This is a genomic window from Rhizobium sp. 10N427 (assembly GCF_056394605.1).
Window position 1 is genome coordinate 61,031 of the sequence record NZ_JBFTID010000007.1, and the last position, 13,944, is coordinate 74,974.

The 13,944-nt window shown below is 59.7% G+C and carries 10 protein-coding genes; 5 read left to right on the top strand and 5 right to left on the bottom strand.

Annotated features, from left to right (window positions below):
• Positions 1-124: 124 nt before the first annotated feature.
• The 3 genes from AC1DIJ_RS16590 to fumC form a co-directional block, all read right to left on the bottom strand.
• Positions 125-1,732 carry a fumarate hydratase gene (locus AC1DIJ_RS16590; protein ID WP_112387196.1) on the bottom strand — a complete coding sequence of 536 codons (1,608 nt, stop codon included), beginning with the start codon at positions 1,730-1,732 and terminating at the stop codon, positions 125-127.
• 149 nt (positions 1,733-1,881) lie between these two features.
• Positions 1,882-2,979 carry a porin gene (locus tag AC1DIJ_RS16595; RefSeq protein ID WP_112387197.1) on the bottom strand — a complete coding sequence of 366 codons (1,098 nt, stop codon included), beginning with the start codon at positions 2,977-2,979 and terminating at the stop codon, positions 1,882-1,884.
• Positions 2,980-3,472: 493 nt separating this feature from the next.
• On the bottom strand, positions 3,473-4,864 hold the full coding sequence (fumC, locus tag AC1DIJ_RS16600; protein WP_112387198.1) for a class II fumarate hydratase: 1,392 nt from the start codon (positions 4,862-4,864) through the stop codon (positions 3,473-3,475).
• Between the two features lie 392 nt (positions 4,865-5,256).
• Between fumC and AC1DIJ_RS16605 the strand changes: the two genes are divergently transcribed.
• A complete protein-coding gene (locus tag AC1DIJ_RS16605; RefSeq protein WP_112387199.1) occupies positions 5,257-7,131 on the top strand; it encodes a L,D-transpeptidase family protein in 1,875 nt (624 codons plus the stop codon).
• A 67-nt stretch (positions 7,132-7,198) separates the two neighbouring features.
• On the opposite strand, the gene AC1DIJ_RS16610 is transcribed toward AC1DIJ_RS16605, so the two are convergent.
• Entirely contained in the window at positions 7,199-7,924 is a 726-nt protein-coding gene (locus AC1DIJ_RS16610) for an HAD family hydrolase (RefSeq protein ID WP_112387200.1), read from the bottom strand.
• A 177-nt stretch (positions 7,925-8,101) separates the two neighbouring features.
• Between AC1DIJ_RS16610 and rpiA the strand changes: the two genes are divergently transcribed.
• The 3 genes from rpiA to gor all read left to right on the top strand — a co-directional run bounded on the left by rpiA (position 8,102) and on the right by gor (position 10,962).
• Positions 8,102-8,800 carry a ribose-5-phosphate isomerase RpiA gene (gene rpiA / locus AC1DIJ_RS16615; protein WP_112387201.1) on the top strand — a complete coding sequence of 233 codons (699 nt, stop codon included), beginning with the start codon at positions 8,102-8,104 and terminating at the stop codon, positions 8,798-8,800.
• Positions 8,801-8,816: 16 nt separating this feature from the next.
• A complete protein-coding gene (locus tag AC1DIJ_RS16620; protein ID WP_112387202.1) occupies positions 8,817-9,458 on the top strand; it encodes a DUF2059 domain-containing protein in 642 nt (213 codons plus the stop codon).
• Between the two features lie 118 nt (positions 9,459-9,576).
• The gene (gene gor, locus AC1DIJ_RS16625; protein WP_112387203.1) at positions 9,577-10,962 is read left to right on the top strand and encodes a glutathione-disulfide reductase; all 1,386 of its coding nucleotides are present in this window, start codon (positions 9,577-9,579) and stop codon (positions 10,960-10,962) included.
• A gap of 3 nt (positions 10,963-10,965) precedes the next feature.
• On the opposite strand, the gene AC1DIJ_RS16630 is transcribed toward gor, so the two are convergent.
• Positions 10,966-12,255 (bottom strand): pilus assembly protein TadG-related protein, encoded by a 1,290-nt coding sequence (locus AC1DIJ_RS16630; protein ID WP_112387472.1) that lies wholly within the window; start codon positions 12,253-12,255, stop codon positions 10,966-10,968.
• Positions 12,256-12,570: 315 nt separating this feature from the next.
• On the opposite strand from AC1DIJ_RS16630, the gene AC1DIJ_RS16635 reads away from it, so the two are divergent.
• Positions 12,571-13,944, top strand: a complete 1,374-nt coding sequence (locus AC1DIJ_RS16635; RefSeq protein ID WP_112387204.1) for a class II 3-deoxy-7-phosphoheptulonate synthase — start codon at positions 12,571-12,573, stop codon at positions 13,942-13,944.

Consider the following 13,944-nt stretch of genomic DNA (forward strand, 5'->3'; position numbering starts at 1 on the left):
CGGTGGCGGCGACGGCGTCCGTCTTTTGTGAACGCGGCTTTGCCCTGCCGTCAGAGAGATATCAAGATCATTGCTTCCGAAGCTATTTTGAACGCTCCGGAAGCTAATGCGTGTAGTCCCGGCATCAGCCGAGATTGAGTTCCTGGAAGAAGTCGTTGCCCTTGTCGTCGATGACGATGAAAGCGGGGAAGTCCTCGACCTCGATCTTCCAAACGGCTTCCATGCCGAGTTCGGGATATTCGAGAACCTCGACCTTCTTGATGCAGTCCTGTGCCAGACGGGCGGCCGGGCCACCGATCGAGCCGAGATAGAATCCCTGATGCTTCTTGCAGGCTTCGCGCACGGCGCGCGAGCGGTTGCCCTTGGCAAGCATCACCATCGAACCGCCGAAGGACTGGAACTGGTCGACATAGCTGTCCATGCGGCCCGCGGTCGTCGGACCAAAGGAGCCGGAGGCATAGCCTGCCGGTGTCTTGGCCGGACCGGCGTAATAGACGGGGTGGTTCTTCATATAGTCAGGCATGCCTTCGCCATTTTCCAGGCGTTCGCGGATTTTCGCATGCGCAAGGTCGCGGGCAACAATGATGGTGCCAGTCAGCGACAGGCGGGTCTTGACCGGATGCTTGGAAAGCTCGGCGAGAATGCCGGCCATCGGCTGGTTGAGGTCGATACGGACCATCGATTCCGACAGCTTCGTTTCGTCGATCTCCGGCATGTATTTCGAGGGGTCGGTCTCGAGCTGTTCGACGAAGATACCGTCGCGGGTGATCTTGCCCTTGGCCTGACGGTCGGCGGAACAGGAAACGCCGAGGCCGATCGGCAGCGAGGCGCCGTGGCGGGGCAGGCGGATGACGCGCACGTCATGACAGAAATACTTGCCGCCGAACTGGGCGCCGACGCCCATCTGCTGCGTCAGCTTGTGGATTTCCTTCTCCATCTCGATATCGCGGAAGGCGTGGCCGCTTTCCGAGCCTTCGGTCGGCAGGTCGTCGAGATAGCGGGTCGAGGCGAGCTTGACCGTCTTCAGGTTCATCTCGGCCGAGGTGCCGCCGATGACGATCGCCAGATGGTAGGGGGGACAGGCTGCCGTACCCAGCGTCAGGATCTTCTCCTTGAGGAAGTCGATCATGCGGTCATGCGTCAGCAGCGATGGCGTGCCCTGGTAGAGGAAGGTCTTGTTGGCGGAGCCGCCGCCCTTGGCGACGAACAGGAAGTCGTAGCTGTCGGTGCCTTCTTCATAAATATCGATCTGGGCCGGCAGGTTGTTCTTGGTGTTCTTTTCCTCGAACATCTTGATGGGCGCCAGCTGCGAATAGCGCAGGTTCTTCTTTTCATAAGCGTCGAGAACGCCCCTGGAGAGCGCCGCGGTATCGCCGCCTTCAGTCCAGACGCGGCGGCCCTTCTTGCCCATGATGATGGCGGTGCCGGTATCCTGGCACATCGGCAACACGCCGCCGGCGGCGATATTGGCATTCTTCAGCAGATCATAGGCAACGAAACGGTCGTTGTCGGTGGCCTCGGGATCATCGAGGATCGAGGCGAGCTGCTTCAGATGGCCGGGGCGGAGCAGGTGGTTGATGTCGGCAAAGGCGGTCTCGGCCAGCAGCCGGATACCCTCTGGCTCGACCGCCAGGATCTCCTGACCCTTGAAGCTGTCGACCGAGACGTAGTCGCTGCTGATCTTGCGGTATTGCGTCGTGTCTTTGCCGAGCGGGAAGAGATCGTCAGCCATTGGAAACCTTTCGAATGGGCTAGTTTGGAAGCGATCTAAATCCGGGCGCGGCGAAATGCAATGCGCTGGAGAAGGGTCTTGGTTCCGCCGCGGCAAAAAGCCCGCCCGGCAGAGCCGGACGGGCCTCGATCCAAAGGAGTCAGATCAGATTAGAATGCACGCTGCAGGCGGAAGAAGCCCGTAACGCCGGTGTAGCTTGCGCCAACCGTAGAGGTGTCAGAGTCGTGATCGACGTAGGTGACTGCGAGCTTCGCTGCCAGATTCTGAACGACCTGATAGTCGAGCGTTACGCCTGCGCGCCACTCGCTACCACCGTCAAATTCCTGCTCGCCAGCCAGGCCGGTAACATCGACATTGCCGGTGTACTGGAAGCCAGGGGTGATCGTGAACTTGTCGGTCGCCTTGATGGCGTACTGGGCTGCAACAGTCCATTCGCCCTTGGTGAAGTAGGCGCTAGGACCATCAGCCCAGATCGCTGCGATGCCGAGCGTGCCGGGACCGATGTCGGCGCCGATCTTGCCGCGAACGGCGAAGTTATCGGCATCGACGTCGTAGCCAGCGAGAACTTCATATGTGAAGCTGCCGGCCTTGCCGCCGATTGCAGCGTCGATACCGAGGTCGTTGCCGCCAGTTTCCCAAGCGAAGCCGTTACCGCCGAGTTCTTCGAGCGCGACGCCAGCGTAGAAGCCGTTGGCTTCGTACTGGTAACGGGCCGTGTTGAAGCTCGTGGTGCCGGAGTTGGTGATGTCGAATTCGCCCGAGAAGTCGTTATCCCACCAGTTGACGAACTTACCGACGCGCAGGCCAGCGATGTCGATGTAGGCGGTGTCGAGAACGGTTGCGTTCTGAGCGCCGCTTGGGCTCAGAGCGCCGTCCTTGCTTGCCGGGCCACGATAGTTGGCCTGGTAAACGATAACGCCGGTGAGCGGGCCGTATTCGGTGTCGCTCTTGGCAGTGAACTGAACCTGACCGCGGGTACGGACGTTCCAGTCTTCGCCGCCCTTGCCGGTGGCCGGATTGTCGGTGCCGTCGCCAAACGCGAAGTTGACGTCGAAACGGATGTAGCCGTTGATCTTCAGGCAGGTTTCGGTGCCCGGGATGTAGAAGTAGCCGGTGCCGTAAGCGTCGCAGACGCGAACGTATTCGACGGCTTCCGGTTCTGCAGCGACGATGGCGTCTGCGGCGTGAGCGCCGGAAACTGCTGCGAGAGCTGCAGCGGAGCCAAGGAGAAGGCTCTTGATGTTCATGGATAACCTCCAATTCAAAGTTTCGATTGGGCTGGGATTTTTTGCCAACGGCATTCCCTTTCCCGGCCCTTGTTTTTGAGAAGAAGGTGGCATGCCCCCAACTTCGAGGCGGTGGGTACAGGGCGAACGAAACGTCAAAATTACAAGTTTGTCACAACGGGTGGTAAAGTATCGATGTTGCGTATTTGTCACGCGTATGTATATATAAACGCCAACGTACAGTAATATACTGAACTATAGGTAATATATTACATAATTATAATGAATGCTGATGTTGAGTTTATATTTTATAATATATTGTAATTACATTTAGATATTCGAATATTAATCTTATTTTTCGAAGTCGTGGCGTTTTTATACGTCCGTCATGGAGCGGCGCTAGAGGTTCGCCCCGGGCAAACCCAAGGCCCGTTTATGCCGGGAAAAACGGCGAAAGGCTCGCGAAGTGACCTCCGCGAGCCTTTCTTGTTCAACAGGCTTTGCTTGCTCGGCCTTACTTCGGTCCGATCATCTGCTCCGGCCGGACCACCGAATCATACTGTTCCGACGTTACCAGCCCGCTGGCGAGCGCTTCTTCCTTCAAGGTCGTGCCGTTCTTGTGAGCCGTCTTGGCGATCTTGGCGGCGTTGTCATAGCCGATCGTCGGGGCAAGGGCGGTGACCAGCATCAGCGATCGCTCAAGGCCTGCCTTGATGTTGTCTTCGCGGGCTTCGATGCCGACGACGCAATTGTCGGTAAAGGAGATCGCGGCATCGCCAAGCAGCTGGACCGATTGCAGGAAGTTGTAGGCCATCATCGGATTGTAGACGTTGAGTTCGAAATGGCCTTGGCTGCCGGCGAAGGTGAGGGCGGCATTGTTGCCGAAGACCTGGGCGCAGACCTGGGTCATCGCTTCGCACTGGGTCGGATTGACCTTGCCTGGCATGATTGACGAGCCGGGTTCGTTTTCCGGCAGCGCCAGTTCGCCGAGACCGGCGCGCGGGCCGGAGCCGAGGAGGCGGATGTCGTTGGCAATCTTGAAGAGCGCTGCTGCTGCGGCATTGATGGCGCCATGGCTGAAGACCATGCTGTCATGCGATGCCAGCGCCTCGAACTTGTTGGGCGCCGTTACGAATGGTATATCGGTGATCTTGGCGATCTCCTCGGCAACCGCTTCGGCAAAGCCGACCGGCGCATTGAGGCCGGTGCCCACGGCCGTGCCGCCTTGTGCGAGCTCGCAGAGGCCGGGAAGCGTCATCTCGATCCGCTTGATCGCCGAACCCACCTGTGCGGCATAGCCCGAAAATTCCTGTCCCAGCGTCAACGGCGTGGCGTCCTGCGTATGCGTGCGGCCGATCTTGATGATGTGATTGAACTCGACCACCTTCATGTCGAGCGCTGCGTGCAGATGCTTGAGGGCGGGCAGCAGGTGATGAGCGAGCTGCTCGGCGCAGGCGATATGCATCGCCGTCGGATAGGTGTCATTCGACGACTGACTCATATTGACGTGATCGTTCGGGTGAACAGGCTTCTTCGAGCCCATCACGCCACCCAGCATTTCGATAGCGCGGTTGGAGATCACTTCGTTGGCATTCATGTTCGACTGCGTGCCGGAGCCCGTCTGCCAGACGACGAGCGGGAAGTGGTCGTTGAGCTTGCCGTCGATGACCTCCTGCGCTGCCACGGAAATCGCCTTGCCGATCTCAGGGTCGAGCTGGCCGAGTTCGACATTGACGCGCGCGGCCGCCTGCTTGACGATACCGAGTGCGCGGACGATCGACAGCGGCTGCTTTTCCCAGCCGATCTTGAAGTTGCCGAGCGAGCGCTGGGCCTGTGCGCCCCAATAGCGGTCGCTGGCGACTTCGATCGGGCCAAAGGTGTCTGTTTCGGTACGGGTCGTGCTCATCGCAGTGCCTTCCTCTGCTGTCGTCAGGATGGCGTCTTATAGGCCCGGAGCGCCGCCAAGAAAACCGTCTCGCGGCTTAAAATATGAGAGTGATTTTCATGTTTTAGGCCCGGTTGGAGTGGTATTTGGGACACGGCCGGAATTTTATGCGGAACAGCTGAAAAACGGGCTTTGGCGGCGGCGCGAAATTGGGTAAAAAATTAACCAATAATTTCATAATTTTGTGTGAACTGCGGAGCGCCGCCGCGAAGGATCACGTCACGCAAAGTTGAGTCGTCCGGCGCTGGCGGCGCAGGCTGGATTCTGCCAATGGAGCAGTGAGCCAGGCGGTAGAAATCTCGAATGGGCTCGGGCCCACGCCAAGACAGCATGACACTGGGACTGGAAAAAGCATGACATCGTTTTTCAAGGGTGCGGTTTCCGCACTGGCACTTTCCTGCGGCTTTGCGGCACTTGCTGCGCCCGCGCATGCCTATACGCTGATGGACATGATCCGCGGTGACCGGCCGCGCACCCAGAGCACCATCATCGATCCTTCCAATCCCGCGCAGATGCCGGCCATGCAGGCCCCCGTCGACGCGCCGCTGCCGAAGGTGACGTCACCGACCTATTATACGTATAAGCCGGACCCGATGCGTCTGGTGAACACGGCGAAGTTTGCAGACCCGGTCGTAACCGGGGCCGTCGTCGATGCGTCGGCAACGTCGGGCGACCAGTCCGGCGTTCAGCGCCGTTATCTCGCCGATGCCAAGGTTCGCGCCGACGGCAATGTCGCGAAGTCGCTCGAATCCTATTACGGCGACACCAAGAACCCGCTCGTCTGGGTCAGCGGCACGGAAGTGAACGATCGCGCCAAGGCAGCCATGAGCTTCCTGGCAAGCGCCGGTTCCGTCGGTCTCGATCCGGCAGACTACGCCGTCGATCTTCCGGCTGCCGATGCCGCCAATCCGGACTCGACCGTTCGCGACCACGCGCTGACGCAGTTCGAACTTGAGCTGTCGTCGAAGGTTCTGGCCTATGTTCAGGACACGGTGCGCGGCCGTATCGATCCAAACAAGCTGTCGGGTTACCACGATTTCAAGCGCAAGGTCGTCAATCTCGATCCGGTGCTGAAGCTTGCGCGCATGAGCCCGGATGTCGGCTCTTATCTCGCGAGCCGCAGCCCGGATGGGCGCGAATTCGATATTTTGAAGAAGGAGCTTGCCAAGCTGAAGGCCGAAGGCGGCGACCAGGAGCAGATCACCATCTCGCTCAACGGCCTGCTGCGTCCGGGCGACAGCTCGCCGGAGATCGCCAATATCGTCAAGGCGGTTGGCAAGCATGGTTCGGAAGCGCTCAAGACCCAGCATGCTGCGATGCTGGCTGCCTATACCGGCGGTTCGGACTATTCGCCCGAGGTCGTGTCGCTGGTCGAGGACTTCCAGAAGGAGCATGGCCTGAAGCCTGATGGCGTCATCGGTCAGGCAACCGTCCGCGTCATGACCGGCGGCGATAGCAACACCGCGAAGATCAACAAGCTCGTCGTCGCGATGGAGCAGGCCCGCTGGCTGCCGGAAGATCTCGGCTCGCGTTACGTGATGATCAACCAGCCTGCCTTCATGGTCTATTACCACAACGACAACAAGGAACAGCTGTCGATGCGCGTGGTCGTCGGCCAGCCGACGCATCAGACCAATTTCTTCGAAGATGAGATCCAAACCGTCGAGTTCAATCCGTTCTGGGGCGTGCCGCAGTCGATCATCATCAACGAGATGCTGCCGAAGCTGCGCGCCGACCCGAACTATCTCGACCGCATGGGCTATGAAGTGGCCGTCAACGGACGTGCTGTTCCGTCTTCCAGCGTCGACTGGTACGGTTCGACCGCCAACGTTTCCGTGCGCCAGCCACCGAGCGGTGACAATGCGCTCGGCGAACTAAAAATCCTGTTCCCGAACTCGCATGCGATCTACATGCACGACACGCCGCAGCGCAGCTTCTTCAAGCGCGATATGCGCGCGTTGAGCCATGGCTGTGTGCGCCTTGCGGATCCGCGGGCGATGGCGGCTGCCGTGCTGAACACGACGGTCGACGATGTCGCCAAGCAGATCGCCACTGGCCAGAACAAGGCTGTTTCGGTGCCGCAGCGGATCCCGATCTATATCGCCTACTTCACGGCCTGGCCGAACAAGGACGGCAATGTTGAATATTTCAACGACGTCTATGATCGCGATACCTACACGATGAAGGCCTTCGACATCACCAGCAAGGCGCGCGGCGCTCAGATCTGAGCGTGCTGACAGTCATGAAAAAGGCGGCCCGCGTGGCCGCCTTTTTTTGTTTGCCATGCTGGCAGGCTCAGGCGGTCTGTACGGCCTTGTTGCCCGCCGCATAATCGCGGATCAGCGCGTTGGCGAAATCGGGCGTCAGTTCATCGAAATGCTGGATGATGCGGGTGGGTTCCAGGCTCGCGATCGGCACGTCGGAATAGCCGAATGGGACGCCGATAGAGGCGACCGAGGCGTTCTTGGCAACGGCGATATCGTTAAAACTGTCGCCGACCATGATGCTCCGCTCAGGGGTGCCGCCGGCCTTTTCTATCGTACCGAGGAGATGGCGGGCGTCGGGCTTGCGGACCGGAAAGGTATCGCCGCCGGTGATCACCTCGAAATAGTGGGTCAGCTCAAGCTTTTCGAGCAGCGTGCGCGCCAGCGATTCCAGCTTGTTGGTGCAGACTGCCAGCTTGAAGCCGCTGGTCTTCAGGTTGTCCATCGCGGCAACTAGGCCCGGATAGGGCTTGGTCTGGCCGGGCATCGTTTCGGTATAATGCGCGATGAAGCGCTCCAGCAGGACCGGCGCCTCGCTTTCGGTCAGCGGGTGACCGCGCAGCTTGCAGGCGCGCTCGATCATCACCTTGGCGCCGTGACCGACGAGATGGGTCAGGTTGTCATAGCTGACCGGCTCGAGGCCGATCGAGCCGATCGAGTGATTGAGGCTCTCGATGAGATCGGAATGGGTATCGAGAAGCGTGCCATCGAGATCGAATACGACAAGGGCAGGGGTCAAGGTCTGTTGCCTCTTCATGAAAACGGGTCGGTCCGGAGTAGGCGAAGGGCGGTCAAAAAGCAACGTCAAGACTAGGCTGTTTCGGACCCGCCGCGATGCTTTTGCTTTTCAGTTTGCTTCGGTTATTTTGGCTTTCGTTTGGCATGCGAGCCGTGTTAACAGCACATCCAACGAAACAATCGGAGTAAGCGGCGCATGGATGCCCGCGAGATGAAGATCAAGGCTGCCGCGGTTGCGCTGACCCATGTGGAGAGCGGCATGCGCCTCGGTATCGGCACGGGGAGCACGGCTGAAGAGTTCGTGCGGCTGCTGGCGGAGAAGGTCGCAGGCGGCTTCAAGATCGAAGGCGTTCCGACATCCGAACGCACGGCGCGGCTTTGCGTCGAACTTGGCGTACCCCTGAAATCGCTCGATGAATTGCCGGAACTCGATCTGACCATCGATGGCGCCGACGAGGTGGATGGCGCCCTGCGTCTGATCAAGGGTGGCGGCGGTGCGTTACTGCGTGAAAAGATCGTCGCCGCAGCATCCGGACGGATGATCGTCATTGCAGACGAAAGCAAGTTGGTCGAGACGCTCGGCCAGTTTCCGCTGCCGATCGAAGTCAATCCGTTCGGTCTGGTTTCGACCCGGATTACGATCGAGAAGGTCGCCGCGAAGCTTGGCCTCAGCGGCAGTCTTGCGATCCGCCGATCGGGTGACGGAGATTTTACCACGGATGGCGGCCACCACATTATCGATGCATCATTTGGCCGCATTCCTGATGCAGAGGCGCTTTCGAGCGAGCTGAATTCAATACCCGGTGTCGTTGAACACGGGCTTTTTCTCAATATGGCGGCACTTGCGATCATTGCTGGTCCATCCGGTGCCCGCACGCTGCAAGCGAACAGATAACAGGAGCATTGAACTCATGAAGACATTTGCAGGTCTTGGCCGCATCGCCGCTGCGACCGTAATTCTCTCCAGCTTCGCTTTCGGTACTGCCGTCAAGGCTCAGGAAGTCACGGAAGAGCAGCTGAAGGCAGCACGCGCGGCAATCGCTGCGATCGGCGCCACCGCTCAGTTCGACAACATCCTGCCGGGTCTGGCAGAGCGCCTCAAGGCCGGCCTGATCCAGGATTCGCCGAACTACGAAGACCAGATTTCGCAGACGGTCGATGCGACCGCTCTCGCCCTGGCGCCGCGCCGCGCTGACCTCGAAAAGGAAGCTGCGACCAACTATGCCAAGGCTTTCACCGTTGAAGAGCTGAAGGCGATCGCCGATTTCTACGGCTCCGACGTCGGCAAGAAGCTGCTCAAGGACGGCCCGATCGCTTCGCGCGAGACCAACCGTGCGGCCGATATCTGGGCTCAGGGTATCGCCCGCGACCTGCAGAAGAACGCCAGCGACGAACTTGGCAAGATCATCAAGGTCGAGCCGGTTCAGCTCGACACGCCGGCAGCACCGGCCGATGCTTCTGCCGCTCCGGCGCAGGCGCCCGCCAAGGCTCCGGCAAAGGCACCTGCCAAGGCTCCGGCTGCTCCGGCCCTCAACCTGCAGACCCCGCAATAAGCGGTTTCACGATTACGATGACGAAAGCCCGGCTCGCGCCGGGCTTTTGTTTTCGTGGCCACCGATACTATATGCTTTGTCAGCCTTTCCTCCCGATTCCCAACCGGAGCATTTCCTCATGTCTGCATATGATTACGACCTCTTCGTCATTGGTGGCGGTTCGGGAGGCGTAAGAAGCGCGCGCGTGGCGGCTTCGCTCGGCAAGAAGGTGGCGATCGCAGAGGAATATCGTTACGGCGGCACCTGTGTCATCCGCGGCTGTGTGCCGAAGAAGCTGTTTGTCTATGCTTCGCAGTATCATGAGCATTTCGAGGACGCGGCCGGCTTCGGCTGGACCGTTGGTGAAACCAGCTTCGACTGGAAGAAGCTGATCGCGGCCAAGGATGCCGAGATCTCACGGCTGGAAGGGCTCTACAAGAAGGGACTTTCCACCGCCAACGCGGAGATTCTGGAGACCCGCGCCGAGCTTGTCGACAATCATACCATTCGGCTCATCAACACCGGCAAGACGGTGACGGCCAAGACGATCGTGATCGCCACGGGCGGCAAGCCGAATGCGCATGCAGCGCTTCCCGGCCACGAGCTCTGCATCTCGTCCAACGAAGCCTTCGATCTTGAAGTGCTGCCGAAATCGATCGTCATTGCCGGCGGCGGCTATATTGCCGTCGAGTTCGCCAATGTCTTCCATGGCCTCGGTGTCGAGACGACGCTGATCTATCGCGGCGCGGAGATCCTCTCGCGCTTCGACCATGATCTGCGCCGCGGCCTGCACGAGGCGATGACGGCCAAGGGAATCCGCATTCTCTGCCACGATGTGATCGAGAAGGTTTCCAAGGGCGCCGATGGCCTTGTGGTCGAGACCAAGAACAACGGTACGCTGAATGCCGGCGTGGTGATGCTGGCGCTTGGCCGTGATCCTAATACCGAGGGTCTTGGCCTTGAAGCGGCCGGCGTGAAGACCAACGAGCGGGGCGCGATCGTCGTCGACGATTATTCACGCACCAGCGTCGATAACATCTACGCGCTCGGCGATGTCACCGACAAGGTACAGCTGACGCCGGTCGCCATCCACGAAGCGATGTGCTTCATCGAGACCGAGTACAAGAACAACCCGACCAAACCGGATCACGATCTGATCGCCACGGCGGTGTTCTCGCAGCCGGAGATCGGCACTGTCGGTTTGACGGAAGAAGCGGCTGCGAAGAAATACCGCGAGATCGAGGTCTATCGCGCCCAGTTCCGGCCGCTGAAGGCAACGCTGTCGGGCCGTGGCGAGAAGATGCTGATGAAGCTGATCGTCGATGCTGCCAGCCGCAAGGTCGTGGGCGCCCATATCCTGGGGCATGACGCAGGCGAGATGGCGCAGATTCTGGGCATCACACTGAAGGCCGGCTGCACCAAGGACGATTTCGATCGCACGATGGCAGTCCATCCGACCGCCGCCGAAGAACTCGTCACCATGTATGCGCCGAGCTATCGCATCGTCGACGGCCAGAAGGTCTGATCGTCAGCTGGTGATGCGCGGCATACGAATGACCTTCAGGAACAGGGCATTCATCGCCTGAGCGATACCGTCGGTCGGCGTTACCTCGAAATAGAGGCCGGGAGAGGCGCATTCTGCCATCTTGGTCGGGATCTGGCTCTGGAAGGGCTTGATCCAGCTGTTGTACCAGCTGTTGTTGGGCAGCGGCAGGTAGGTCGTATAGAGTACGGCAATCTTGATGCCCTTGTCCTTCAGCGGCTTGCAGAAGGATGTGTCGATCGGCTCCTGGCAGCGTCCGCCTGTCGTCGCCTTGGTGCAGGTTGACGGCTTGTAGCTGTCGCCGACACCATCCGATACGAAGAACAGGATCTTCTGCGGCTGGGTCTGGCTGTTGCCGTCACCTTGGTTGCCGATGATCGTCTTCATCTGTGTCAGGGCGTTGTCGAAGCTGGTCTGCTGGTCGTTGTTGTATCCCTGAAAAGGGATCGACATCAGATCGACGGCATTCGTGTAATTCGCCACCTTGTCGAGATCAGTGATCGGGTCGGAAATCGTCGTCAGGTTGGCATCCTGCGCGCGTTTGCCGAAGGTATAGACGCCCATGGCGAACTGGTTATCGGTGACGCGCTGGACTTTCGCTGTCTGCGTCAGCTGCTGCGTCGCCTGGCGCACGACGTCGATGCGCAGGGTGACGTTGTTCTTCTTGGCGAGATTGTAATAGCTGTTCGGGTCTTCGACGCCGGCGTCAGAAACGACGTGGCACGCGAAGGCACAGGTATCCGACGTCTTTTTTTCCATTGTCGCGACATCGGTCGGCGTCGCGCCGACGCCCATGGACGGCGTGTTGTCGAGCAGGATGTAGAAATTCATGAAGGCGGCGGTCTGGAAGACGGCATTTGCCGTGCCGTCGATCTGGATGCTGTTCCGGCCGAAGATCTGCATGAAGGTCGTCGGAATGCTGGCGCTGAACGACACCTGGGAATTCAGCTGATTGGCGACCTTGTTGACCTGAACGTCGAGGCTGACGTCGCTTGCCTTCAGTTCTCCCTGCATCTGGGCAAGGAAGATGCTGCGCGCATCCGCCAGGCCGGTCGAAAGCGGGCCATCGCCACTCGTCATCGCCTGCGTGACCGCGCTGGACTGCTGCGAGATGGAGCCGACAGCTGCGGCGTCTGCCGCAGCATAAAGCTGTGTCCGCAGACTCATCGCATGGCCGAAATCGATGGCCATGCCGGCCGAACCGATCAGCGGCACGGCGAGCAGGGCAGTCAGCAAACCGAAGTTTCCGGAACGGTCGGCGAGCAAACGGCGCATGGTCATCGGCGTCGAAATCCCTGTCTCGGCCGCTTGCCTGCATTTTCAGGAAAGGCACCAGTGCGGCCCATTAATATTGAAGGGTGTTGTAACAGCGAAAGCTAAATCGTCAGCAAAACGACGTGGTATAGTTTGTCTTAATGGCGGGGATTGAAGTGCGGGCGCAGCGTTCCTTTATATGCAGGAAAAACGTCGCCTTTTGCCCTTGAAAGTGTCCGAAACGCCGCTAGGCAAGCCGGGCCTAAAGGTTTATAAGCCGCCGTTATTCTTCAAGGACGATGCCCGGCGTTATCCGGTGTAGCAAAGGTGAGTAAGATGGCACAGACTTGGACCCCGAACAGTTGGCGGCAAAAACCGATCCAGCAGGTTCCGGAATATCCGGACCAGGCCGCTTTAGCGGCAACGGAAGCCACGCTTGCCACTTATCCGCCGCTGGTTTTTGCCGGTGAGGCACGCCGCCTCAAGAAGCAGCTCGCCAGCGTTGCCAATGGCGACGCATTCCTGCTTCAGGGTGGCGACTGCGCCGAAAGCTTCGCCGAACATGGCGCTGACAATATCCGCGACTTCTTCCGCGCCTTCCTGCAGATGGCCGTGGTTCTGACCTATGGCGCGCAGCTTCCTGTCGTCAAGGTTGGCCGCATCGCCGGTCAGTTCGCCAAGCCGCGTTCGTCGAACATCGAGACGATGAACGGCGTGTCGCTGCCGAGCTACCGCGGTGATGTCATCAACGGTATCGAATTCACGGAAGAAGCCCGCATTCCGAACCCGGAGCGCCAGCTCGATGCGTACCGTCAGTCGGCGGCAACGCTGAACCTGCTGCGCGCCTTCGCGATGGGTGGCTATGCCAACCTCGAAAACGTTCACAAGTGGATGCTCGGCTTCATCAAGGACAGCCCGCAGGCGGATCGTTACCGCAAGTTGGCTGACCGTATCTCCGAAACCATGGACTTCATGAAGGCGATCGGTATCACTGCCGAGAACCAGCCGAGCCTGCGCGAGACGGATTTCTTCACCAGCCACGAAGCGCTGCTTCTCGGCTACGAGGAAGCGCTGACCCGCGTCGATTCGACTTCGGGCGACTGGTATGCGACGTCGGGCCATATGCTCTGGATCGGCGACCGCACACGTCAGCTCGACCATGCGCATGTGGAATATTTCCGCGGCATCAAGAACCCGATCGGTCTGAAGTGTGGCCCGTCGCTGACGCCCGACAACCTGATCGAGCTGATCGATGCGCTGAACCCGGCCAACGAAGCCGGCCGCCTGACGCTGATCTGCCGCTTCGGCCACGACAAGGTTGCCGACAGCCTGCCGAAGCTGATCCGCGCCGTCGAGAAGGAAGGCAAGAAGGTCGTTTGGTCCTGTGATCCCATGCATGGCAACACGATCACGCTCAACCACTACAAGACGCGTCCGTTCGAACGGATCCTGTCGGAGGTCGAGAGCTTCTTCCAGATCCATCGCGCCGAAGGCACGCATCCGGGCGGCATCCATATCGAGATGACCGGCAAGGACGTCACGGAATGCACCGGTGGCGCCCGCGCCGTGACGGCGGACTCGCTGTCCGACCGCTACCACACGCATTGCGACCCGCGTCTCAATGCCGACCAGGCCCTCGAGCTTGCCTTCCTGCTTGCCGAGCGCATGAAGGGCGGCCGCGACGAGAAGCGTCTGGCCGTCAGCGCCTGA

Excerpts from the sequence above, each read along its gene's own strand:
- rpiA (WP_112387201.1), top strand. The coding sequence starts at position 8,102 with ATGGATGCCCGCGAGATGAAGATCAAGGCTGCCGCGGTTGCGCTGACC.
- fumC (WP_112387198.1), bottom strand. The coding sequence starts at position 4,864 with ATGAGCACGACCCGTACCGAAACAGACACCTTTGGCCCGATCGAAGTC.
- AC1DIJ_RS16630 (WP_112387472.1), bottom strand. The coding sequence starts at position 12,255 with ATGCGCCGTTTGCTCGCCGACCGTTCCGGAAACTTCGGTTTGCTGACT.
- AC1DIJ_RS16610 (WP_112387200.1), bottom strand. The coding sequence starts at position 7,924 with ATGAAGAGGCAACAGACCTTGACCCCTGCCCTTGTCGTATTCGATCTC.
- AC1DIJ_RS16620 (WP_112387202.1), top strand. The coding sequence starts at position 8,817 with ATGAAGACATTTGCAGGTCTTGGCCGCATCGCCGCTGCGACCGTAATT.
- gor (WP_112387203.1), top strand. The coding sequence starts at position 9,577 with ATGTCTGCATATGATTACGACCTCTTCGTCATTGGTGGCGGTTCGGGA.
- AC1DIJ_RS16590 (WP_112387196.1), bottom strand. The coding sequence starts at position 1,732 with ATGGCTGACGATCTCTTCCCGCTCGGCAAAGACACGACGCAATACCGC.
- AC1DIJ_RS16605 (WP_112387199.1), top strand. The coding sequence starts at position 5,257 with ATGACATCGTTTTTCAAGGGTGCGGTTTCCGCACTGGCACTTTCCTGC.
- AC1DIJ_RS16635 (WP_112387204.1), top strand. The coding sequence starts at position 12,571 with ATGGCACAGACTTGGACCCCGAACAGTTGGCGGCAAAAACCGATCCAG.
- AC1DIJ_RS16595 (WP_112387197.1), bottom strand. The coding sequence starts at position 2,979 with ATGAACATCAAGAGCCTTCTCCTTGGCTCCGCTGCAGCTCTCGCAGCA.